This window comes from Massilia suwonensis, from assembly GCF_042655665.1.
GTDB classification, from domain to species: domain Bacteria; phylum Pseudomonadota; class Gammaproteobacteria; order Burkholderiales; family Burkholderiaceae_D; genus Telluria; species Telluria suwonensis.
Window position 1 is genome coordinate 534,401 of the sequence record NZ_JBHSMR010000014.1, and the last position, 22,218, is coordinate 556,618.

19 protein-coding genes, 3 tRNA genes and 1 pseudogene are annotated in these 22,218 nt (G+C 66.1%); 12 read left to right on the plus strand and 11 right to left on the minus strand.

Annotation, left to right across the window (positions count from 1 at the left end):
* The first annotated feature begins 165 nt into the window (after positions 1–165).
* Genes ACFPQ5_RS22805 through ACFPQ5_RS22820 form a run of 4 tightly spaced genes read left to right on the plus strand, consistent with a single transcriptional unit; the run spans position 166 to position 3,129 of the window.
* Positions 166–537 carry a LiaF transmembrane domain-containing protein gene (locus ACFPQ5_RS22805; RefSeq protein ID WP_379761120.1) on the plus strand — a complete coding sequence of 124 codons (372 nt, stop codon included), beginning with the start codon at positions 166–168 and terminating at the stop codon, positions 535–537.
* The gene (locus ACFPQ5_RS22810; RefSeq protein WP_379761122.1) at positions 530–1,321 is read left to right on the plus strand and encodes a LiaI-LiaF-like domain-containing protein; all 792 of its coding nucleotides are present in this window, start codon (positions 530–532) and stop codon (positions 1,319–1,321) included. The genes ACFPQ5_RS22805 and ACFPQ5_RS22810 overlap by 8 nt, the downstream gene beginning before the upstream one ends.
* A complete protein-coding gene (locus ACFPQ5_RS22815) occupies positions 1,321–2,397 on the plus strand; it encodes a sensor histidine kinase (protein ID WP_379761124.1) in 1,077 nt (358 codons plus the stop codon). The genes ACFPQ5_RS22810 and ACFPQ5_RS22815 overlap by 1 nt, the downstream gene beginning before the upstream one ends.
* 3 nt (positions 2,398–2,400) lie before the next feature.
* Positions 2,401–3,129, plus strand: a complete 729-nt coding sequence (locus tag ACFPQ5_RS22820; protein ID WP_379761126.1) for a LytR/AlgR family response regulator transcription factor — start codon at positions 2,401–2,403, stop codon at positions 3,127–3,129.
* Here the strand turns inward: ACFPQ5_RS22820 and ACFPQ5_RS22825 are convergent, their stop codons facing one another.
* The 3 genes from ACFPQ5_RS22825 to ACFPQ5_RS22835 form a co-directional block, all read right to left on the minus strand.
* Positions 3,130–5,397: a helicase C-terminal domain-containing protein gene (locus tag ACFPQ5_RS22825; RefSeq protein WP_379761128.1), complete on the minus strand. Its 2,268-nt coding sequence runs from the start codon at positions 5,395–5,397 to the stop codon at positions 3,130–3,132.
* Entirely contained in the window at positions 5,394–7,043 is a 1,650-nt protein-coding gene (locus ACFPQ5_RS22830; protein WP_379761130.1) for a VRR-NUC domain-containing protein, read from the minus strand. Before ACFPQ5_RS22830 ends, ACFPQ5_RS22825 begins: the two co-directional genes overlap by 4 nt.
* A gap of 102 nt (positions 7,044–7,145) precedes the next feature.
* On the minus strand, positions 7,146–7,904 hold the full coding sequence (locus ACFPQ5_RS22835; protein WP_379761132.1) for a hypothetical protein: 759 nt from the start codon (positions 7,902–7,904) through the stop codon (positions 7,146–7,148).
* 108 nt (positions 7,905–8,012) lie between these two features.
* Between ACFPQ5_RS22835 and ACFPQ5_RS22840 the strand changes: the two are divergent.
* Positions 8,013–8,558 (plus strand): annotated as a pseudogene (locus ACFPQ5_RS22840) (AAA family ATPase); the annotation flags it as partial.
* 9 nt (positions 8,559–8,567) lie between these two features.
* Positions 8,568–9,566 carry a type VI secretion system protein TssA gene (gene tssA / locus ACFPQ5_RS22845; RefSeq protein WP_379761134.1) on the plus strand — a complete coding sequence of 333 codons (999 nt, stop codon included), beginning with the start codon at positions 8,568–8,570 and terminating at the stop codon, positions 9,564–9,566.
* 78 nt (positions 9,567–9,644) lie between these two features.
* Here the strand turns inward: tssA and phaP are convergent, their stop codons facing one another.
* Both phaP and ACFPQ5_RS22855 read right to left on the minus strand, forming a co-directional pair.
* On the minus strand, positions 9,645–10,223 hold the full coding sequence (phaP, locus tag ACFPQ5_RS22850) for a TIGR01841 family phasin (RefSeq protein WP_379761136.1): 579 nt from the start codon (positions 10,221–10,223) through the stop codon (positions 9,645–9,647).
* Between the two features lie 57 nt (positions 10,224–10,280).
* Positions 10,281–10,484: a hypothetical protein gene (locus ACFPQ5_RS22855; protein WP_379761138.1), complete on the minus strand. Its 204-nt coding sequence runs from the start codon at positions 10,482–10,484 to the stop codon at positions 10,281–10,283.
* An 80-nt stretch (positions 10,485–10,564) separates the two neighbouring features.
* Between ACFPQ5_RS22855 and cueR the strand changes: the two genes are divergently transcribed.
* On the plus strand, positions 10,565–10,954 hold the full coding sequence (cueR, locus tag ACFPQ5_RS22860) for a Cu(I)-responsive transcriptional regulator (protein WP_379761402.1): 390 nt from the start codon (positions 10,565–10,567) through the stop codon (positions 10,952–10,954).
* 86 nt (positions 10,955–11,040) lie between these two features.
* On the opposite strand, the gene ACFPQ5_RS22865 is transcribed toward cueR, so the two are convergent.
* From ACFPQ5_RS22865 to ACFPQ5_RS22875, 3 genes are all read right to left on the minus strand, one after another.
* Positions 11,041–11,125 (minus strand) — tRNA-Leu (locus ACFPQ5_RS22865).
* 113 nt (positions 11,126–11,238) lie between these two features.
* Positions 11,239–11,323: transfer RNA gene (locus tag ACFPQ5_RS22870), tRNA-Leu, on the minus strand.
* 60 nt (positions 11,324–11,383) lie between these two features.
* A tRNA-Leu gene (locus tag ACFPQ5_RS22875) sits at positions 11,384–11,468 on the minus strand.
* A 324-nt stretch (positions 11,469–11,792) separates the two neighbouring features.
* Here ACFPQ5_RS22875 and rnr point away from each other — a divergent pair.
* The 4 genes from rnr to ACFPQ5_RS22895 all read left to right on the plus strand — a co-directional run bounded on the left by rnr (position 11,793) and on the right by ACFPQ5_RS22895 (position 17,156).
* Positions 11,793–14,714, plus strand: a complete 2,922-nt coding sequence (gene rnr / locus ACFPQ5_RS22880) for a ribonuclease R (protein ID WP_379761140.1) — start codon at positions 11,793–11,795, stop codon at positions 14,712–14,714.
* Positions 14,711–15,451 (plus strand): 23S rRNA (guanosine(2251)-2'-O)-methyltransferase RlmB, encoded by a 741-nt coding sequence (gene rlmB / locus ACFPQ5_RS22885; protein WP_379761142.1) that lies wholly within the window; start codon positions 14,711–14,713, stop codon positions 15,449–15,451. Before rnr ends, rlmB begins: the two co-directional genes overlap by 4 nt.
* A 275-nt stretch (positions 15,452–15,726) precedes the next feature.
* On the plus strand, positions 15,727–16,464 hold the full coding sequence (gene cysE, locus ACFPQ5_RS22890) for a serine O-acetyltransferase (RefSeq protein WP_379761144.1): 738 nt from the start codon (positions 15,727–15,729) through the stop codon (positions 16,462–16,464).
* 8 nt (positions 16,465–16,472) lie between these two features.
* The gene (locus tag ACFPQ5_RS22895) at positions 16,473–17,156 is read left to right on the plus strand and encodes a YceH family protein (RefSeq protein ID WP_379761146.1); all 684 of its coding nucleotides are present in this window, start codon (positions 16,473–16,475) and stop codon (positions 17,154–17,156) included.
* Between the two features lie 75 nt (positions 17,157–17,231).
* On the opposite strand, the gene ACFPQ5_RS22900 is transcribed toward ACFPQ5_RS22895, so the two are convergent.
* Genes ACFPQ5_RS22900 through ACFPQ5_RS22910 form a run of 3 tightly spaced genes read right to left on the minus strand, consistent with a single transcriptional unit; the run spans position 17,232 to position 19,458 of the window.
* A complete protein-coding gene (locus ACFPQ5_RS22900; protein WP_379761148.1) occupies positions 17,232–18,224 on the minus strand; it encodes a hypothetical protein in 993 nt (330 codons plus the stop codon).
* Complete coding sequence (locus ACFPQ5_RS22905; RefSeq protein ID WP_379761150.1) at positions 18,221–19,093, minus strand: ABC transporter ATP-binding protein; 873 nt, start codon at positions 19,091–19,093, stop codon at positions 18,221–18,223. The genes ACFPQ5_RS22900 and ACFPQ5_RS22905 overlap by 4 nt, the downstream gene beginning before the upstream one ends.
* On the minus strand, positions 19,090–19,458 hold the full coding sequence (locus ACFPQ5_RS22910) for a GntR family transcriptional regulator (RefSeq protein WP_379761152.1): 369 nt from the start codon (positions 19,456–19,458) through the stop codon (positions 19,090–19,092). The genes ACFPQ5_RS22905 and ACFPQ5_RS22910 overlap by 4 nt, the downstream gene beginning before the upstream one ends.
* A 427-nt stretch (positions 19,459–19,885) precedes the next feature.
* Between ACFPQ5_RS22910 and ACFPQ5_RS22915 the strand changes: the two genes are divergently transcribed.
* Positions 19,886–22,081, plus strand: a complete 2,196-nt coding sequence (locus ACFPQ5_RS22915; RefSeq protein ID WP_379761154.1) for an NHL repeat-containing protein — start codon at positions 19,886–19,888, stop codon at positions 22,079–22,081.
* The last annotated feature ends 137 nt before the right edge of the window (positions 22,082–22,218 follow it).

Genomic DNA, 22,218 nt, shown 5'->3' on the forward strand with positions numbered 1-22,218 from the left:
TAAGGCGGGCTTTTTTTCGTCCCTTGCCTCCGATTCGGGTTTGCGCACAGCGCCGTTCGCCGATTTCTTCGCCATTCGCCGACCCGGCGCCGCCATTCGCCGAAAGGCGCTTTCCTCCTCTGCCGGGCCCCGGTATCGTCCGACCATCACAACACGGAGGGCGACATGAGTACCGAACGCAGCTACACGGCACGCAAGCAATTGATGTGGGGACTGGTCCTGATCGGGCTGGGCGTGATCTTCCTGCTGGACCGCGCCGATCTCGTCGACGCGTCCACGTTCTGGCATTATTGGCCGCTGCTGCTGGTCGTGGCCGGCATCAACCAGACCATCGGCTATCCGAGCGCGCGCGAATTCAAGGGCGGGCTGTGGACGATCTTCGTCGGCCTGTGGCTGTTCGCGGTGTTCGAGGGCCTGTTCGGCCTCACCTTCGGCAACAGCTGGCCGCTGTTCCTGCTGATGGCCGGCCTGCAGCTGGTGCTGTCGCCTTTCGTCCAGCGCCGTTTCCCGCAATCGAAGGAGAATGACCATGCATGACCAAAGCTACGCCGAGCGCCGCGCCGCGCGCCGCGCACAACGGGCCGCACGCCGCGCCAACCGGGGCATGACCAGCCAGGTCCTGATGGGCGTGCTGGTGATCGCCGTCGGCCTGCTGTTCCTGCTCGATAACCTCGACATCATCGACCTGCACGACGCCCTCGCGTTCTGGCCGATGATCTTCATCTTCGCAGGCGTGGCCAAGCTGCTCGACACCACCAGCCCGGACGGCTACCTGGTCGGCCTGGCCGGCATCGGCATTGGCGTGACGATGATCCTGCACCGCCTCGGCATCATCTATTTTTCCTGGCGCGCCTTCTGGCCGCTGATCCTGATCGCCGTCGGCGCGATGGTGGTCTACCGGGCCATGACCGGCCGGCCGACGGCGCGCTTCGGCGTGGCGGTCGTGGACGGCAAGGACGGCAAGGACAGCGTTCAGGAGAGCGTGGACCCATCGGCCCGGACCGTCGACGTGACGGCGGTGCTGGGCGGCTTCGAGCGCCGCGTGCACAGCAAGGACTTTCGCGGCGGCGAAGTGACCGCGGTGATGGGCGGCTGCGCGCTCGACATGCGCGACGCCTCGATCGCAGGCGAAGCGGTGATCCACGTGTTCGCGTTCTGGGGCGGCGTCACATTGAAGGTGCCGCCCGACTGGACCATCATCCTGGAGGGCACGCCGATCCTGGGCGGCTTCGAAGAGAAGACGATCGCCCCGCCGGACAACAGCAAGCGCCTGGTCGTGCGCGGTTACGCGATCATGGGCGGCGTGGAAGTGCGTAACTGATGATCGGGGCGCCGGGAAACCGCCGCAGCACCGCGCTCTATCTGGCCGCCTGGGCCTTGCTGGGCGCCTTGCTGGCCGGCCTGATGGTGGCGGCCGGCGACGCGCCCTGGGGCGCGAGCCTGCTGTTCGCCGTGCCGCTGGCGCTGGTGTACGGCTGCGCCAGCGGCTTTTCCTCCTACTACCTGTGCCGCGCCTATCCGCTGGCCGGCAAGCCGCTGTACGCGGTGCTGGGCGTGTTCACCTGCAGCGCCGTGTGCGCCAGCGCGCTCTGGACGGCGGCCGGCGGCGGCTTCGCCGACGCGTTGCGCGGCCTGGTCACGGGCATGCCGGCCATGACGCGTCCCTTCGCGGCCCTGATGTTCGGGCTCGGCGTGATCCTGTACGGCCTGAGCGCCGTGGCCCACTACCTGGGCCTGGAGTTCGAGCGTGCGCGCACTTTCGAGCGGCGCGAGCTGGAGATGAAGCTGGCGGCGCAGGAAGCCGAGCTGCGCATGCTGCGCACTCAGATCGATCCCCACTTCCTGTTCAACAGCCTGAACTCGATCAGCGCGCTCACCTCGATCGACCCGGGCCGCGCGCGCGGCATGACCTTGCAGCTGTCCGACTTCCTGCGCCGCAGCCTGGGCATGGACGCGCAGCGCAAGGTCGCGCTGAATGAGGAGATCGCGCTGGTGCGCGCCTTCCTCGCGATCGAACAGGTGCGCTTCGGTGCACGCCTGCGCTTCGAGGAAGCCATCGGCGAAGGCGCGGGGCAGTGCCTGCTGCCGCCGATGCTGCTGCAGCCGCTGGTCGAAAACGCGGTCAAGCACGGCATCGGCAATCGCCTGGACGGCGGCACGGTGCGCATCGCTGCCGAATGCGCGGGCGCGCTGCTGCGCATCCGGGTCGAGAACGACGCCGACGAGGACGATGCCGCGCCAACCGGCAGCGGCTGCGGCATCGGCCTGGCCAACGTGCGCCAGCGCCTGCTGGCGACCTATGCACACGAGGCGAGCGTGCACTGGGCGCGCTTCGACGCGCAGTTCCGGGTCGACATCGCCTTGCCCATCGAAACCAAGCCCATCACGGAGAGCTGAATTATGCGTGTCATCATCGTTGACGACGAATTCCTGGCGCGCGCACTCTTGCGCGAATACCTGGCCGCGCATCCGGGCATCGAGATCGTGGCCGAATGCGCGAACGGCTTCGAAGCGGTCAAGGCGATCGCCGAACTGCAGCCGGACCTGGTCTTCCTCGACATCCAGATGCCGAAACTCGACGGCTTCGAGGTGGTGGAACTGGCGGGCGCCCGCACGCAATACGTGTTCGTTACGGCCTACGACCAGTTCGCATTGAGAGCCTTCGAGGTGCGCGCGATCGACTACCTGCTGAAGCCCTTCAGCCGCGAGCGCCTGGCCCAGGCACTGGACAGCGTTCGCGCGCGCACGACGCCGCCCGAACAGGTCGAGGCGGTGGCCCAGGAGGCGGCGCGCCGCAACGGCCCGCTCGAGCGCGTCCTGATCCGCGACGGCGCCCGCGTGCACGTGGTCCCGGCGGCAAGCATCGACTGGATCGAGGCGCAGGACGATTATGTCCAGATCAGCGCGGGCGGACGCACGCATTTGAAGAACGGACGCATGGCCGAACTCGAGCAGGGCCTCGATCCGGCGCTGTTCCTGCGCGTGCACCGCTCCTACATCGTCAACGTCGGCGCGATCGAACGCATCGAGGCCACGAGCAAGGACAGCTGGTGCGCGGTCCTGAAGGACGGCAAGCGGGTGCCGGTCAGCCGCAGCGGCTACCAGAAGGTGCGCGACCTGCTAAGCTGATCAGTCGGCGATGCGATCCACCTGCCACCAGCGTGGAAGCAGGGCGCGCACTGCCGGCTGGTCGAAGCGGTCGTCGATCAGGTAGACCACGCCCTGGTCTTGCTCGGTGCGGATCACGCGCCCGGCCGCCTGCACCACCTTCTGCAGGCCGGGATATAAATAGGTGTAGTCGTAGCCGGCGCCGAACATCGCCTGCATGCGCGCGCGCAGCTGTTCGTTGACGGGGTTCAGCTGCGGCAGGCCGAGGGTGGCGACAAAGGCGCCGATCAGGCGCGCGCCCGGCAGGTCGATCCCTTCGCCGAAGGAGCCGCCCAATACCGCGAAGCCGATGCCGCGGCCTTCGGGATGAAAGCGCGCGAGGAAAGCGGCGCGTTCGGGCTCGCTCATGCGCCGCTCCTGGCGCCAGATGGGTACGTCCGGATGCAGTTCGGCGAACAGGTTCGCGGCCTGCTCCAGGTAGTCGAAGCTGCTGAAGAAGGCCAGGTAGTTGCCCGGCGCCTGGGCATACTGGTCCGCCATCAGGCGCGCGATCGGCGCCAGCGAGGCGGCGCGGTGCTGGTAGCGCGTCGAGATGCGCGCCGCGATGTGCACTTTCAGCTGGCCGGCGTGGAAGGGCGATTCGACGTCGACCCAGCCGCTGTCCTCGGGCAGGCCGAGCAGGTCGGCGAAATAATGCCAGGGGCTGAGGGTGGCCGAGAACAGGGTCACGGAATGCGCCTGTTCGAAGCGGGGTTTCAGGAACGACGCCGGCACCACGTTGCGGATGCAGAGCAGGCTGTCCTTTTCATTGCGCTGGCGCGTCAGGTCGTACACCGAATGCTCGCCGAAGGATTCGGCCAGGCGGGTGAACTGCAGGGCGTCGAAGTGGAAGCGCTGCAGGTCCGGGTCGAGCGCGCCGGGGTTCTCGGCGACGAAGTCGTTGATCGCGCTGGTGGCGCCGGTGAGGGCGTCGAGCAGCTTGTCGCCCGGCGTGTCGAGCACCTGGTAGGGCAGCGGAGCGGACCCGTCGATCTCGGCCCAGACGCGGCCGATCCGCGTCAACGCCTTCTTCACCAGCGGCGGCGCGCCGGCTCGGGCGGCGCGCAGGGCGGCGCGATCGAGCTCGCCCGAATACATCGAGCGCGCACGGGCGACCATGTTGTGGGCTTCGTCGACCAGCACGCTGGCGCGCCAGCCGTTGGCCTGGGCCAGTGCGTACAGCATCGCGCTGCCGTCGAAATAATAGTTGTAGTCGCCGACCGCGATGTCGGTCCAGCGCGCCATCTCGCTGCCCAGGTAATACGGGCAGACGTCGTGGGCCAGGCCGACTTCGCGCAGGGCGGCGCGGTCCAGCATCGGCACCTCGAGTGCGGCCTGGCGCGCGGCCGGCAGGCGGTCGTAAAAGCCCTGCGCCAGCGGACAGGCGTCGCCGTGGCAGGCCTTGTCCGGATGCTCGCAGGCCTTGTCGCGCGCCGTCAGTTCCAGCACGCGCAGCGGCAGTTCGGGGGCGTGCGCGCACAGCGTCCTGGTCGCGTCGAGCGCGAGCTGGCGGCCCGGGGTCTTCGCGGCGAGGAAGAAGATCTTGTCGATGCGCTGGCTCGGCGCCGCCTTCAGCACCGGGAACAGGCTGCCGATGGTCTTGCCGATGCCGGTCGGGGCCTGGGCCAGCAGGCAGCGCTTCGATGCATTCGCCTTGAACACGGCTTCGGCGAGCTGGCGCTGGCCGGGACGAAAGTCGGCATGGGGAAAGCGCAGCGCAAGCAAGCCCTCATCGCGCGCCTCGCGGTGGCGCAATTCCTGCTCGGCCCACGCGACAAAGCGGCTGCAGGCTTCCTCGAACAGCGCTTTCAACTCGGCCGCGCTGCGCGTCTCGCGCAGGGAGGTTTCTAAACCGCTGCCGATTTCGTAGTACACCAGCGCGAGCTCGACCTGGTCCAGCCCGCGCGCGGCGCACAGCAGGTGGCCGTAGACGCGCACCTGGGCCCAGTGCAGGTGGCGGTGGTTGTCCGGCATCGAGGACAGCTGGCCGCGGTAGGTCTTGATCTCCTCGATCAGGTTCTGCTCGGGATCGTAGCCGTCGGCGCGGCCGCGCACGTGCAGGGGACCGTAGTCGCCGCTCAGCGAGACTTCGGTCTGATAGCCGGCACCGCGGCGCGCGGTGACGACCGCGTGGCCGGCCATGCCTTCCTGGGCCGTGGGCGAGGGCGTGAAGCGCAGGTCGAGATCACCGCGCTTGGCCGTGAATTCGCATAGCGCTCGTACCGCGACGACATACTGCGCCTCGCTCAAGCGGCCTGCTCCCACTGCAGGTAGCACACGGCCACCGGCATGTCGTGCTGGGCGCAGTACTCGATCCAGCGCAGCTGGTTGTCCTGCAGGCGGTCGCCCGGCCCCTTCACTTCGATCATGCGGTAGCGCCGCTCGTCGGGGAAGAACTGGATCAGGTCGGGGAAGCCGGTGCGGTTCGCCTTCAGGTCGGCCAGGATGCGTTCGCACCAGCGCTTCACGTGGGCGGCGGGGATGCAGTCGAGCGCCAGCTCCAATAGCGGGCGGTCGAGGTATTCCCAGGCCACGAAGGGCGCGGAGATGCCGGCCTTTTCCTCGAAGTGGGCGAGGATGGTGGCGCGGTAGCGGCCGTCCTCGCACTGGGCCAGGCAATCGGCGAATTCGGCGGCGCGGCGCTGGTGGAAGTCCAGGCTGTACAGGTCGGCGGGCGCGCGGTGGAAGGGGTGGAAGAAGGCGCCGGGAATCGCGGCGAAGATCGCGCGCCAGCACAGCAGGCCGAACAGGGCGTTCGCCAGCATGTTCTCGACGTAGAACACGGGCGCCGCCTCGCTGCCGAGGTAGTCGCGCACCGCGCCCTCGACCCAGGGACCGTCGCCCGGCACCGGCAGGCGCAGGTCGAGGCGCACCGGGGCCGGCGGGCGGGGAGCGATCGCCTTCGGATGGCCGAGTTTACGCGCCAGGCGCGGCTTCATGCGCGACAGGTGCTGGCGCTCGGCGTCGTTTTCCGGCGCGCTTTCCGCTTCCTGCAGCAGCTGCCAGGCCTCCGAATAGCGCTCGGCCTTTTCCAGCACCCGGATCGCGCGTCCGCGGGCGCCGGGGTAGCCGCATTGGGTGTAGATGTCGATCGCGCGCGGCCAGTCCTGCAGCTTCTCGACGTGCTGGCCGACCTGGAACAGGAATTTTTCGCGCCGGCTGTCGAGCCAGTCATTCTCGAAGGGCTGCAGGGGCAGGTCCTGCAGCACGTCCTCGATCGGCTCCAGCCCTTCGGCGAAGCGTTCGCGGCATGTGTGCAGGTGCAGGTAATGGTCGATGTCGCGGCGGTCGCGGAAACCCCGCGAGGCGGGCGAGAACTCGACCTGCTCGTAGCGGAACAGGCCGAGGTCGGCCAGCACGAACTCGGTCCAGTCCTGGCGCAGGTTGCCGAAGAAGATCAGGCGCAGGCGCTCGCAAAGGGGTTTCACGAGGATGCGGAAGGCGACGTCGGTGCAGCCGGCGTACCAGCTCGAAAACGCGCGGCTCTCGCCGAATGCTTCGCGCAGGGCTTCGAGCTGCTCGGCCTTGCGCGCACTCTTTTGCTGCAATTTGTCACCAAAGGCGGCGGCGATCTCCGGCTTGGCCAACAGTTCGAACAGTTCGTCGAGCGTCAGTACGGGATCGAGCGCGATCCAGCCGCTGGGCAGCAGCTGATGCGCCGCCTCGACCGGGCAGCCGATCTCGGCGTAGATCATCTTGCTGGCCCGGAACAGCTCGCCCTTGCGCATGACCATGCGCACGAAGAGCGCGCGTGCGGCTTGCGGCAGGGTGGGGAAGGCGGCGATGAAGGCTTGCTCCTCGTCGGTCAGCAAGTCGCGATAGCGCTCGCCGATCCAGTCGAGGACGTTCTGGAAGTTATCCAGGTAATAAAACTCGTTTTCCAGAACCCTGTGCATGATGTGAGGCGACAACTGTGCTTATGTACAGTATAGCCTCGCGCAGTGCGAAGACCCAACCCTTTCGGCCGCATGGATGAGCTGCCGTGGTTTTTTGCCACATCAGGGGCGGGCGGGTTTCGATGGACACCTGGATCCGCTGCAGCTCGACTCGCCGCGGTGGCGCTCGGAGTGCTGGATGATGGCGGAGATGAGGGCGACGTCGCTGTCGACCGGGGCGTCGGCGGCCGCGGCAGGCTTGCGGGCCCGCGCGCTGTTCCCGGTTTTCGCTTTCGCAGGGGCGGTGCTACGCGCCTGAGCCGGTTTCGACGGTTTCGCCGCTTTCGTCGGGTTGGAGGCGACTTTTACCGTCTTCTCCGCTTTCTTCTCGACGCGTGCGACCGTGCGAACGGGCTCCGGCTTGGCGGGCCTGGCCTGCACGCTGTCCTGCGCCGGTGGTGCCGGCGGCGGCTTCGTGCCGTTCACTTCGTGCGGCGGCAGCATCACCAGCGGCGGCACCGCGCTGGCGACGGCGACCTCGCGCTTGGGCGGGGATTCGTCGACGATGAGGGCGGTGCGCGGCGCGTCGACCGGATGCGCGGCGGCGATTGCCGGCGGCGCCTGGGGCGGTGCGGCGGCGTCGGGAATCGCCACCGGCACGCCGACGTCGGCCGTATCGTGCGCGGTCTGCAGTTCCTGCGCGCTCTTGTGGTTGTCGTAGGCGAGCCAGGCGATGCCGCCGGCCAGGATGCCGGCCAGCGCCGCCGCCGCGCCGTAGGAGGCCAGGCGCACGCCCGACATGCGCGGGCCCAGGCGCCGCGCCGAATCGCGTTCCAGCATCGCGAGGATGTTCTCTTCTCCGGCGCCGCGGCGCGACGACATCAGGTTTGGTCTTGTCGAGCCTGCTTGATTTTCGTCTGTAGGGCGCACGGCATACCTCCTAAGATGGACGTTTCTGTGTCGATTAGAAACCCTCTGGGAAATCCCATGCTGATCTTCCAGGTCTTCGACAAGGGCGTATTGGACGACGCCGAGGGCCGCCAGATCGACTTTCGCAACACGATCATCATCCTGACTTCGAACACCGCGTCTTCGACGATGATGCAGGCCTGCCTGAACAAGACGCCGGCCGAGATGCCGAAACCCGAGCAGCTCAACGAGATGATCCGCCCGCAGCTGATGAAGCAGTTCAAGCCGGCCTTCCTCGGCCGCCTGTGCACGGTGCCCTTCTACCCGATCGCGGACGAGGTGCTGGCCAATATCATCCGCCTGAAACTGAACCGCATCGGCCAGCGCGTACGCGACAACCATGGCGCCACCTTCGAATACGACGAGGCGCTGGTGAATGCGGTGCTGTCGCGCTGCACCGAAGTCGATTCGGGCGCGCGCAATGTCGACACCATCCTGAACGGCACGCTGCTGCCCGAGATCGCCGACAGCGTGCTGGCCCGGATGGCCGAGGGCGGCGCCATCGCGCGCATCAAGGTCGGCGCGACCAAAGCGGGCAAGTTCAAGTACGCGATCGAAGCCGCGTAAGGAGAAGACATGTTCACCGTCGACGCCTTACTCAATCCCGTCAGCCCGACGTCTCCCTGCGGCGAGGACCTCGCCTTCTCGCCCGAACTCGATGCGATCGCCCAGGCGCGCAAGGCCGACGATCCCTCGATCGAGCAGGGCGCCTGGGTCACGACGCTCAAGGAGGCGGACTGGAAGTTCGTCACCAAGCGCTGCGCGCTGCTGATCGAGACGCGCAGCAAGGACCTGCAGCTGGCCGTCTGGCTGGCCGAGGCGAGCGCCAAGACGGGCGGCCTGCGTCTGCTGGGCGACGCGCTGCAGGTGATCGCCGCCCTGTGCGAGCGCTACTGGGACGACCTGTATCCGCTCGCCGACGAAGACGGTTTCGAGCGCCGCATCGGCAACCTCAGTTGGCTGTCGGCGCGCGTGCCGCAACTGGTCGCGGAATGTCCGGTGACCGAAGGGACGGCCTTTTCGATGCGCGACATCGAAGCGGCGCGCGCCCATGGCGCGGAGGCGATCGCCAACGTGGAAGCGGCACGCGGCCGTACCTCGCGCGCCTTCCAGCAAACGCTGCTGGACGACTGCCGGCACTGCCTGGCGGCGCTCGGCGACATGGAAGCGGCGATCGACGCGCGCTTCGAGGCGGACGGACCGGGCTTCAGCGGCGCGCGCACGGCGCTGCAGAACCTGGCGCATTTCGTCACGCCGGCCGCGTCCGCGGTCGCCACGGTGCCGGCGGCGATGACGCCGGCCGCGGCACCTTCCGCAGCGGTCGTGGGCGTGGCCGTGCCCGTCGTTGCCGGTGCGATCGCCAGCCGCGCCCAGGCCCTCGCTCAGCTGCGCGCGGTAGCCGACTATTTCCGCCAGACCGAGCCGCACAGCCCAGTCGCCTACCTGGCGGAGAAGGCCGCGCGCTGGGGCGAGCAGCCGCTGCACCTGTGGCTGAAAACGGTGGTGAAGGATGCGGGCGCACTGGCTCACGTCGAGGAGCTGCTGGGGATCGTGCAGGAAGAGGGCGGCGGGTGAAATATTCTTTCACGCAGGGCGGCTGAATGAAAGAATATTCCAGGGCGGCACAAGCCGCCCTGTTGCGTTAACGATCGATCATTGCGCCGGTTTGTCGGCGGAAGCATCCGCCGCCGGCTTGTCGGCGCCAGGATTGACGAGCGAGGACGCCTTGGCGATCTGCTCCTCGACATTCTTGACGGCCGCGCGCGTGGCCTGGGTCACCTGTTCGTAGCCTTTGAAGGCATTGTCGATGGCGGCCTTGATGATTTCGACGGCGTTCTCCGAACCTGGCTTGACGTTCTGGGTGACGTCGTAGATCAGCGCAGACAGCGTGCTCTTGGCCTCGGCCACATGGACGTCGGCCGCGCGCCGAAACTCGCTTTGCATGTCGTCGATGATGACCTTCAGCTGGGCGCGGTATTCGGCGCTGTCGCCCACGTTCGGCGCCATGCGGGCCGACAGGGCGTCGAAGGCGGCGCGGGCGTCGCGCGCCTGGGACAGGTCGCGGCTGGCTTCGAGCGTCTTGTCCATGGTGCTGCGGGCGGTGGCCATGTTCAGGTTCATCACCTGTTCCAGTCCCTTGACGGTCTTGTTGGCAAGCATGTCAAAGGTCTGCATTTGCAGGTCAAACAGGGTCTTGGTAGCGGATGCGAATTGTTCCGGACTCGTGAACATCAATGTCTCCTCGTTTCTATGGATATAGCGATCGGCGACCTGCGAACTACAAATCTATTATTTAGCAACGATGAGCTTTTCGCAACGGCTATCCCGATACGGCCCGGCCGCGCGCTCCCAGCCAGGGCCGAGCGGCGTCTGCGAACAGGCCAGCTGGCCGTCCGCCTTGCTGCGCCACTGGTACCAGGGCGCGGGTTTGGCGGCAGCCGATGCCAGGACGGCGGCGAATGCGAGCGCGGACAGGCGTGCGAAAGTCTTCATCGTGACCCGAGCATACCTCATATCGCGCTGGCCTTGAGCTTCCCACGATGGGAAGGTGTATCCTGCCTGGCATGAATACACTGAATATCGGCGAGGCGGCGAAGGCGTCCGGCGTGTCGGCCAAGATGATCCGCCATTACGAATCCATCGGCCTGATCGACGCCGCGCGCCGCACCGACGCCGGTTACCGCCTCTACGCGCAGCGCGACGTGCAGGTGCTGCAGTTCATCCACCGGGCGCGGGCGCTGGGGTTTTCGCTGGAACAGATTCGGGAATTGCTGGCGCTGTGGCAGGACAAGGCGCGCGCCAGTGCCGACGTACGCGCGCTGGCACGCAGCCATATCGAGGAACTGGAAAAGAAGATCGCGGAGATGGAGGCGATGAAGCGGACGCTGTCGAGGCTGGCGGCGTCCTGCCATGGCGACGAGCGCGCCGACTGCCCGATCCTCGACGACCTGGCCGCAGGATAAAAGGGCAGACTACAACGCAAAACGCCGCAATCCTTTTGCAAAGATTGCGGCGTTTTGCGCCGGCCAGACTTCAACCAGAAAAGCTTTGGTGCCCACGGAGGGACTCGAACCCCCACACCTCGCGGCACATGGACCTGAACCATGCGCGTCTACCAATTCCGCCACGTGGGCCTGCATTTACAACATTACGATACTACTACTGCTAACAACGTGCTGCCTGTGAGTCGTACGCTCAAGAGCACACGCTACATTACAGCGCTTTCAGCGGATTTACTACTTGTAGATGGTGCCCACGGAGGGACTCGAACCCCCACACCTCGCGGCACATGGACCTGAACCATGCGCGTCTACCAATTCCGCCACGTGGGCATTTAATACAGCATTACATTACAACGGTACAACAAGATACAGCGGAGTACATCCAGTAGTTGGTGCCCACGGAGGGACTCGAACCCCCACACCTCGCGGCACATGGACCTGAACCATGCGCGTCTACCAATTCCGCCACGTGGGCAATGTGTTACAACCTACCGAAGCTGATACAATATCAGGCTTTCTCGTTTTTCGCTAGATCAACTTTCGCTGCTCCGGCGCCGAAATCCTTCTACCGCCACTGCTTTTCTTTCGCTTCACAATACTGTCGTTGCGAAAGAGCCGAGATTATAGCGGAAGGTTTGCAAAAGTCAAAGACCCGTCGGCATGCTCATTGCATACACGCCTCGCACGCTTAGTTAGGCGAATCACAGGGTCCTCCGTTACACTACGCCTGCACAAGGTGTCAATCCAACCATGGTCCGGCCGGTCCGGACGCCATTAATAAGAATCCAAGAAAACCGATTTGAAGCAACCTACTCATACTATTCCTAGCCGAGAGGAAATCCTCGGCGTATTCCGTAACGCAGGGACGTCGCTCGATGCGACCACGCTCGCACGTGCCCTGAACGTCAAGCCCGCCGCGGTCGAAGTGCTCGGGCGTCGCCTGAATGCGATGGAACGCGACGGCCAGCTGCGCAGCGACGGAAACGGCACCTGGTCGCTGGCCGACCAGTCCGGCTTCATCGCCGGCAAGATCAGCGCCCACCGCGACGGCTACGGCTTCGTCATCCCCGACGAGCCGGGCAACGACCTCTTCCTCAACGATAAAGAGATGCAGAAAGTGCTGCATGGCGACAAGGTGCTGGCGAAAGTCACCGGCACCGACCGCCGCGGCCGCCTGGAAGGCACGATCGTCGAAGTCGTCGAGCGCGCCAACACCCACGTCATCGGCCGCCTGCTCAACGAAGGCGGCGTCTGGATCGTCTCGCCGGAAGACCAGCGCATGAACCAGGACATCCTGGTCGCCGGTTCGCCCGGTAAAGCCAAGTCGGGCCAGGTCGTCAGCGTCGAGCTGATCGAACAGCCGGCGCGCTTCCAGCAGCCGACCGGCCGCATCGTCGAAGTACTCGGCGAACTGGACGACCCGGGCATGGAAATCGAGATCGCCGTGCGCAAGTTCGGCGTGCCGCACGTGTTCTCGCCGAACGCCCTGAAGCAGGCCAACCGCCTGCCGAACGAAGTCGTGGACAGCGACCTCGCGGACCGTGTCGACCTGCGCGACGTGCCCCTGGTGACCATCGACGGCGAAGACGCGCGCGACTTCGACGACGCCGTCTACTGCGAGCCGATCAAGATGGGCCGCGAGGCTGGTGGCAAACCCGGTTTCCGCCTGCTGGTCGCGATCGCCGACGTCAGCCACTACGTGAAGCCGAACGACGGCCTCGACGTCGACGCCATCGAGCGCAGCACCTCGGTCTACTTCCCGCGCCGCGTGATCCCGATGCTGCCCGAAAAGCTGTCGAACGGCCTGTGCTCGCTGAACCCGGCCGTCGACCGCCTCAGCCTGGTGTGCGACATGGTTGTCAGCGCCCAGGGCGAAGTGACGGCCTACCAGTTCTACCCGGCCGTGATCCACTCGGCCGCGCGCCTGACCTATAACCAGGTCGCCGAGATCCTCGACGATCCGCGCGGCGAGGAAGCAAGCCGCCGTCCGGCCATCGTGCCGCACCTGCTGAACCTGAACGGCGTGTTCCAGGCCCTGTTGAAAGCGCGTCAGGAACGCGGCGCGATCGATTTCGAGACGACGGAGACCTATATCGTCTGCAATGCGATGGGCAAGATCGAAAAGATCATCCCGCGCACCCGCAACGACGCGCACCGCCTGATCGAGGAATGCATGCTGGCCGCGAACGTCTGCGCCGCCGACCTGCTGATCCGCCACAAGCACCCGGGCACCTTCCGCATCCACGCCACGCCGACCGAGGAAAAGCTGAACCAGCTGCGTACCTTCCTCAAGATGACCGGCCTGAACCTGGGCGGCGGCATGAAGCCGACCGCCGGCGACTACGCCGCGCTGATGCGCGAGATCAAGGAGCGTCCGGACGCGGCCCTGCTGCAGACCATGCTGCTGCGCTCGATGCAGCAAGCCGTCTACAGCCCGGACAACGTCGGCCACTTTGGTCTCGCCTACGAGGCTTATGCCCACTTCACCAGCCCGATCCGCCGCTATCCCGACCTGCTGACGCACCGCGCCATCAAGGCCGTGCTGGCCGGTAAAAAGTACGAGCCGAAGGGCATCGACCTGTCCAAGCTGAACACGACCGTGTCGAACGCCACGCGCAAGCAGATGGCCAAGGACAAGGCCGAAGGCAAGGCCAAGGACGAAAAAGACCTCACGATCTGGGACGCCCTCGGCGTGCACTGCTCCGCCAACGAGCGCCGCGCCGACGAAGCTTCGCGCGACGTCGAGAACTGGCTGAAGTGCTACTTCATGCAGGATAAACTCGGCGAGTCCTTCACCGGCATCGTCGCCGGCGTGACGACCTTCGGCATCTTCGTGCAGCTCGATGAGCTCTACGTCGAAGGCCTGGTCCACGTGACCGGCCTGGGCGAAGACTACTTCCAGTACGACGAAGCGCGCCACCTGCTGCGCGGCGAACGCACCGGCAAGACCTTCGGCCTGACCGACCGCGTCACCGTGCAGGTGGCCAAGGTCGACCTGGAAGCACGCAAGATCGACCTGGTGCTGGCGCCGGAGGGCAGCGTGGCAGCGGCCCCGACGCAAGCGCAAACGCAAGAAAAGTCCGAGGGCAGCAAGCTCGATCGCATCCTCTCGAATGCCCAGCCGACACCGGCCGCGCAGCGCGAAGAGGGCAAGGGCGGCCGCAACAAGCGTTCGCGCCGTGGACGCAAGGAGCGCGCGGCGGCACGCGAACTGGCGGCACAACAGCTGGCCGAGATGACGCCGGAAGTAGTGCCTGAACCGGTGATCGCACCAGTGGCCGAGCCTGTCCCCGAGCCGGTCGAAGCCGCGCCTGCACGCCGTTCGCGCAAGGCCAAGGCAGTGGCGGAGGGGCCGCGTGTCGAAGCGCCGGTGCCAGCCGAAGCCGAGCCAGCCGCACCAGCCAAGCGCGCGCGCAAAGCCAAGGCCGCAGCACCGGCCGAGGCCATCGCCGAGCCGGCGGCGCAGGTGGTGCCAGTCGAAGCCGCACCGAAGCGTGCCCGTAAAACCAAGGCCGCCGCCGAGCCGGCAATCGAGGCACCAGTGCCGGAGGCCCCAGCCAAGCCGCGCCGCACCCGTGCCGCCAAGCTTGAAGCCGCACCGGTCGAAGAAGTCGCTGCCCCGGCAGCAAAAAAGAGCGTCGCCAAAAAGAGCGCCGCCAAATCCGCCGCCAAGGCGGGAACCCCATCCAAAACGAGCAGCAAGAAGAAAAGTAACGCATGAAGAATAAAATGATTTTCGGCTTCCACGCCGTGACCTCGCGCCTGCGCCACGAAGCGCAGTCGGTGGAAGAGATCTTTGTGGACGCCGAGCGCAACGACGCCCGCATGAAGGCCCTGATCGCCAACGCGAAAGAGGCCGGCGTGCGCGTCATGCCGGTTGACGCCGCGCGCCTGGACAAAATTGTCGGCACCCGCCGCCACCAGGGCGTGATCGCCTTCGCCAGCCAGCTGGCGCTGGCGCGCAACCTCGACGAACTGCTCGACGCCATCGACGGCCCGCCGCTGCTGCTCATCCTCGACGGCATCACCGACCCGCACAACCTGGGCGCCTGCCTGCGCGTGGCCGACGGCGTCGGCGCGCATGCAGTCATCGTGCCGAAAGACCGCGCGGTCGGCCTGAACGCCACCGCGGCGAAAGTCGCCAGCGGCGCCGCCGAGACCGTCCCCTACATCACGGTCACCAACCTGGCGCGCACCATGCGCGAGCTGAAGGACCGCGGCATCTGGCTGATCGGCACCTCCGACGACGCCGACAAAGGCCTGTACGAAGCCGACTTCACCGGCCCGACGGCGCTGGTGATGGGTTCCGAAGGCGAGGGCATGCGCCGCCTGACCCGCGAAACCTGCGACCTCCTGGTCAGCATCCCCATGTTCGGCTCGGTCGAAAGCCTGAACGTCTCGGTCGCCTCCGGCGTCTGCCTGTACGAAGCTCGCCGCCAGCGCGGCGTGTCGGTCTGATCGACTGAAACGCGTGGGCGGCAGAGCCGTCCTCCCTATAGCCGTTTAAACGCGCGGGCATGCCCGCCCTACGTTACGCCTCAGCCGCAGGTCGTAGTGCACCGTAGGGCGGGCATGCCCGCGCGGATTCAGCACGCCATTAGCTCGGCAGGCCCCACCCACGACGACCGCCTACGCTTGTCTGCCGAGCGATGCCTCCAGAATTGACCCCCTCCCAAGCAACAAGTAGCCATATCAGCTACCATTTGCCCCTGCATTCCTCCTGTACTTACTTTATGTTTTCCTCGTTGCGCGAAGATATCAACAGCATCATCGAACGCGACCCGGCCGCCCGTAACGGCTGGGAAGTGCTCACGTGTTACCCCGGCTTGCACGCCATCGTCATGCACAAGTGGGCGCATGCCTGCTGGAAGCTGAACCTGAAGTGGCTCGGCCGCTTCATTTCCTACCTGGCGCGCGTCGTCACCGGCATCGAAATCCACCCCGGCGCGACTATCGGCCGCCGCGTCTTCATCGACCACGGCTTCGGCGTGGTGATCGGCGAGACCGCCGTCGTCGGCGACGACTGCACCATCTACCAGGGTGTGACCCTGGGCGGCACCACGCTGGTGGCCGGCACCAAGCGCCACCCGACGCTCGAGCGCGGCGTGATCGTCGGCGCCGGCGCTCAGGTGCTGGGCGCGTTCACGGTCGGCGAATTCGCCAAGGTCGGCTCGAATGCCGTCGTCGTGAAACCGGTCCCGGCCGGCGCCACCGCGGTCGGCAACCCGGCCCACATCATCCGCAAGGAAGACCAGTCGCGCAGTGCGCGCATGTTCGCCGCCTACGGCGTTACGCCCAACGGCGACGACCCCCTGTCGAAAGCCCTGCGCGGCCTGATCGACCACGTGGCGCGCCAGGACGAGCAGCTGGAAAAGCTGACGGCCACCATCAAGGCGGCCGGGATCGCCTGTCCGAACATCTGCGAGGGTGATAAACTCGATTCGGCCGAACTGAACCGGCTGGTCGACTAAGGATTTACATGACTGAAGAAATCATCGCCGGCGAAGGCAGCACGCCGGTACTCGATCCGTTCGAGATCCGCGTGCTGGCCGTGCTGGCCGAAAAAGAAGCGCTCACGCCCGACAACTACCCGATGTCGCTGAACGCCCTCGTCAACGGCTGCAACCAGCTCTCGAGCCGCGATCCGGTGATGCAGCTGAGCGAAGACACGGTCCAGGACACGCTGCAGCGCCTGATCGAACGGCGCCTGGTCAGCGGCGTGAGCGCCGCCGGCGCCCGCGTCACCAAGTACGAGCACCGCATGCGCATCAAGTGGACGCTCGAGCAGGACAAAGTGGCCGTGTTGACCGTGCTGATGCTGCGCGGCCTGCAGACGGCCGGCGAGATCCGGACCCGCACCGGCCGCCTGCACGAATTCAAGTCGGTGGCGGACGTGGAAGCGGCGCTGCAGTTCCTGATCGATAAATATCCGCCGCTGGTGGCCAGGCTGGAACGCGCGCCCGGCACCAAGGAGCCGCGCTACGGCCAGCTGCTGGGCGGCGAGATCTCGGTGGCGCGCGAGGATTCGGCCTTTGGCAGCGCAGCCGCTCCGGCAGCGCCATCGTCCCGCGTCGGCCAGCTGGAAGAGGAAGTCGCCGCCTTGCGCGGCGAATTGAACGAACTCAAGGCGCAGTTCGAGGCGTTCCGGCAGCAGTTTCAATAAAAAAAGCGGCTTGCCCGGCAAGCCGCTTTTTCGCTGGGCGGACCGGCTGCCGCCGGGCGCCACGTCTATTTCCCCTTAGCCTTCGTCGCGCCAACGGCGCAGCCGGACCGCAGCCAGGATCATCGCCACGCCCGCCACCACGCCGGTCCAGAGAGCCGGCTTGGCCAGGGTCGACCACGAGTAGCTCAGCATCGGCAGCAGGGGAACGCCGCTGTTGGTCGGCGCCGGCAGGTCGCTGGCGCCCATGAACCAGGTGCCGGGGACCAGGCCGAGCAGGATGGACTCGAGCACGTTGTTGATGATCCAGTCGGCATTGATGGTGACGCCGCCGGCCATGCCGAGCAGGAAGTCCAGCCATTTCAGCAGCACGGCAGCCATCAGCGGCACGCCCACGGCCCACAGGAAGACCTTCGACTTGGCCCAGCTCGACACCAGCAGCAGCCAGCCCGCCGTCGGCAGCGCCCACAGGATGTAGACCGGCAGCATGCCGACCAGGTAGAAGGGCGCCAGGTAGAAGTTGACGTTGGTGAGCACCGCGCCGAACAGGTTGACGCCGTGGTAGCTGGTCGCAATCCCGGCGAACAGCAGGATCGCCAGCGCCGCGGCGGTGGCCACGCCGATCGTGATCAAGGGGGCGACCACCAGCACCGTGACCAGCTTCGACAGCACGGTATCGGCGTCCGAGATCGGCAGCGACTTCCAGAACAGGATGCTGCGGTCGCGCCGGTCGTCGTAGAGCGCGGCCAGGCAATAGAAGAAGGCGACGATCGGCAGCACGAAGAAGATCGGCGCACCGACCGCGATATAGTTGTTGGCGGCGACGCTCGCCATGCGCTCGCGCATTTCAGGCGTGACGGCCTTCGCCATGTTGACCGAGGTCGTGTGGACTTCCTCGCCTTCGACGCGGATGGTGACGTTCTCGGTCCCCATCTTGCCGCTAGCGACGCCGTAGCCGACCACGCCGCCCACCAGCACCACCATGATGATCGCGGCGATCAGCGGCGCCCACACGAAGCCGCCCTTGTTCTCCCAGAACTCGCGGCGCAACAGCCATTTCATCGTATTCATGCGTAGGTTCCTTTCATCGTTGCCACGAACAGGTCGGCGACGCTCGGATTGCGCGTCTCGCCGAGGGCGGCCAGCTGGGCGCGCGACACGCCGCCGGCGCGTGCCGAGTCGAACAGCATCACGTTCTTGCCGAACACGGTGCGCTGGTCGAGCGGTTGCAGGGCATTGGCCGCATTTACCTTGTCGGCCGCGACCATCACTTCGACATAGCGCTCGCCGACTTCGTCCATCGAGGCGGCCAGCACGATCTTGCCGTCGCGGATGAAGAGCAGGTCGGTCAGGATGTGCTCGACTTCCTCGACCTGGTGCGTCGTGATGATGATGGTCTTGTTCTCGTCAAAATAGTCTTCCAGCAGGTTCTGGTAGAACTGCTTGCGGTAGATGATGTCGAGGCCCAGGGTCGGCTCGTCGAGCACCAGCAGCTTGGCGTCGATCGCCATCACCAGCGCCAGGTGCAGCTGCACGATCATGCCCTTGGACATTTCCTTGACCTTCATGGTCGGCTTCAGGCGGGTGTTGGCGATGTATTTCTCGGCGCGGGACCGGTCGAAGCGCGGATGCACGCCGGCCACGAAGTCGATCGCATCCATCACGCGCAGCCAGCGCGGCAGGATCGCGACGTCGGCGATGAAGCAGACGTCCTGCATCAGGGCGTCGCGCTGGGTGCGCGGGTCGTGGCCCATCACGGTCAGCTGGCCGTCGAAGGGGATCAGGCCCAGCGCGGCTTTCAGCGTCGTGGTCTTGCCGGAACCGTTGGGGCCGATCAGGCCGACGATGCGGCCGGCCGGGATGTCGAAGTCGATGCCGTCGATGGCGGTCTGCTTGCCGTAGCGCTTGGTCAGGCCACGGGCGGAAATCACGGCGCTCATGCTGAACCTCCCGGCTGCGAGGTGTGCAGCAATTGTTCGACGTTCAGGCCCAGCAGGCGGATGCGTTCGACCATCGCCGGCCATTCTTCGCGCAGGAAGCGCTCGCGTTCGCTCGCAAGCAGTTTCTCGCTTGCTCCTTCAGTGACATACATGCCTATCCCCCTTCTTTTTTCTACTAGGTTTTCGTCCACCAGTTCCTGGTATGCCTTGGAAACGGTGATCGGGTTCAGTTGGTACTCGGCCGCGATCTGGCGGACCGAGGGCAGGGCGTCGCCCGCTTTCAGGATTCCGTCGAGCATCATGTCGATGACCCGGTCCTTCAGCTGGCGGTAAATCGGTGCGTTGTCGTTCCAGCCAATGTTCATGGATGGCCCCCCTGTCGCCCGGGTGCTGCAGTGCGCTGTGTCATGTCTGGCTCCTGGTGGTGAAGTATCGCTGTGGTGTTGTAGTGAACTATAACAGTGACACTTTTTGAAGCAGGGCAAATGCGACGAAATGCAGAAAAGCGGACCTGGACGGCGTAAATGCCGGAGCGGAGGGGGCCGTGGCGGCGCCTCGAACGGGCTGACTTGCTCATGTTTCATGCCAGCATCATAGTGGAGAACAGCCCCTTGAAAACTCACCAACTATTGCAAATAGAGCGGGAAGGAAATGGCAGGGAGGGATGCAATGCTCACCGCGCCTCACAGGCCGGGAATATTAGCAAAGTTTCTTTCATTAAATACACTTTTACGCATAGAATCTTGCCTCTAGGAATAGCGCAGGCCGCGTTGTTCAATAAGGAGACGAGCGATGTTGAAACGAGAAATGAAGCGATTCGAGCTGGCTTGCGCCGCTGCGCTGCTCGGACTGATTGCCGGATGCGGTGGCGGAGGCGGCGGAACCGCGGCGCCGCCGCCCGTCGTAAATGTGCCGGTCACCCAGTTCGCCGTCGGCGGCACCGTGACGGGTCTGGAGCAGGGTGGCAGCGTAACCCTGAGCAATGGCACGGAAAAGCTGGCCGTCACCGCGAACGGCAGTTTCGCGTTCCCGACGAAACTGGCGGCCGGAACCGCTTTCAGCATTTCCGCAAGCGCAGCATCGGGCCATACCTGCAAGCTCAGCGAGGCAACGGGCACCCTGGGCAATGCCGACAGCACCAGGACCGCCGTGGCCTGCATGCCGGTCGTGCTGGCCGGCGCCATGAGCGCCTTGCAGGGCCCGGTCGACGTGGCAGCCGACGGCAAGGGCAACCTGTACGTCGTCGACAGCGCCACCTATTCGGTCGTGAATTTCTCGGCGGACGGCGCGATGAGCGTGCTGGCGGGCGGTTCGGACAAGCCGGGCTTCGTCGACGGTCCGGGCGCGCAGGCGCGGTTCCGCTTCGGCCGCGGCGGGATTGCCTTCGACGACAGCGGCAACCTGCTGGTTGCCGATTCCTGCAATGGCGCGATCCGCAAGATCACGCCGGAGGGGATGGTGTCGACGCTGGCCGGCCACGGTACCCCGTATAGCGATAACGTGCTCAAGGAATGGACCGGGAACGAGACCATGGATGGGGTCGGCACCGCCGCCGCATTCGCTTTCCCGGAAAAGCTGCTGGCGGACGGCGCGGGCGGCGTCATCGTCATCGATTCCAGCATGAGCGGGCCGCCGCGCAGGGTCAGCGCCGCGGGCGTCGTCACCAGCGATTACCTGATGACCACCACGGGCGCCATGTACACGGGCCTGTTGACGGCGATGGCGCGCGGCGCCGACGGCACGATGTACATGGCGGACAGGCAGCGCATCTACCGCTACGAATCCGGCATGCTGGTGGCGCTGGCCGGCTCGGCGACGTCGGGCAGCACCGACGGCACCGGGGCGGCCGCCAGGTTCTCCTCGGTCCGCGACATGGTGGTCGCCCCCGGCGGCGCCCTGTACGTCGTCGACAGCTCGCAGATTCGCCGGGTGACGCCCGCCGGCGTCGTGAGCACCCTGGCCGGAGACGGGCGCGCCGGGGATGCGGTGGACGGCCGCGGCCTGGCGGCGCGCTTCTCCTCGCCGATGTCGATCACCCTCGACGGCAATGGCATTGTCGCGCTCGACCCGGCGTCCGGCCTCCTGCGCCGTGTCGGCTTCGACGGCGAAGTGACGACGCTGGCCACCCCGGCGCCGAGCCGCGGCAGCGTCGACGGCCGCGCCGGCGCCGCCCGCTTTACGACGGTCAGCTCGCTGAGCGCCGATGCCGGCGGCAATCTGTATGTCGCCGAAAGCGCAAAGCACGTGGTGCGCAAGGTCATGCCGGACGGCACGGTGAGCACCATCGCCGGGCAGCCCGGCGTGTCGGGAACCGCCGACGGGGCCCTTGCCGGCGCCACCTTCAACGCACCGCGCATCGTGGCCCCGGGCCGCGACGGCAGCCTCTGGGTCGCCCAGTCCACCGGCCTGCGCAGGATCCACGACGGCATGGTGACGACGGTGGACCCGGGTATCCACGCCGCCGCCCTCGCCATCGATGCCGACGGCAACGCGATCGTCGGCACCGGCGTCAGCTCCCACGAACTGGTGAAGATCACGCCGCAGGGCCAGAAAACCGTGCTCGTCGGCTGGCAACAGGTCGCCGTCCTGTCGGGCGACCAGAACAACTGGTTCATTCCGCAATCGGTCGCCATCGACGGCGCCGACAACATCTACGTGGCGGACATGGCTACCGTGGCTGTCTACAAACTCGACAAGGCAGGAAAGCTGAGCCTGTTCGCCGGGACGCCGCTCAAGGAAACGGGCGACGTCGACGGCCCGGCCAACACGGCGACGCTGGGCTTCTACGAGCTCGACTACATGACGATCGACGACAAGGGCAACCTCTACCTGAGCGGCCAGGGCGGCGTGCGCATGATCAGCCCGGCGGGCGTGGTGTCTTCGCCTAGTTATGCGTGGGGGAAAACACCGATCGCTGCCGTGGCCGTCGCGAATGGCAAGCTGTACGGCATGGCGCGCTACGCGCTGCTGCAGACCTGGCTGCCGTAAGCACGATTTCACCCAGGGCAGGGTGCCGCACGGCATCCTGCCCCCTGCCTGAGTTTCTCTTCCAACGCGGCACTCGCCGCGACCTTCTAGCCCAAACACTCCCCGGGCTTGTCCTTTTTGCCGTTTCCAGACCGCAG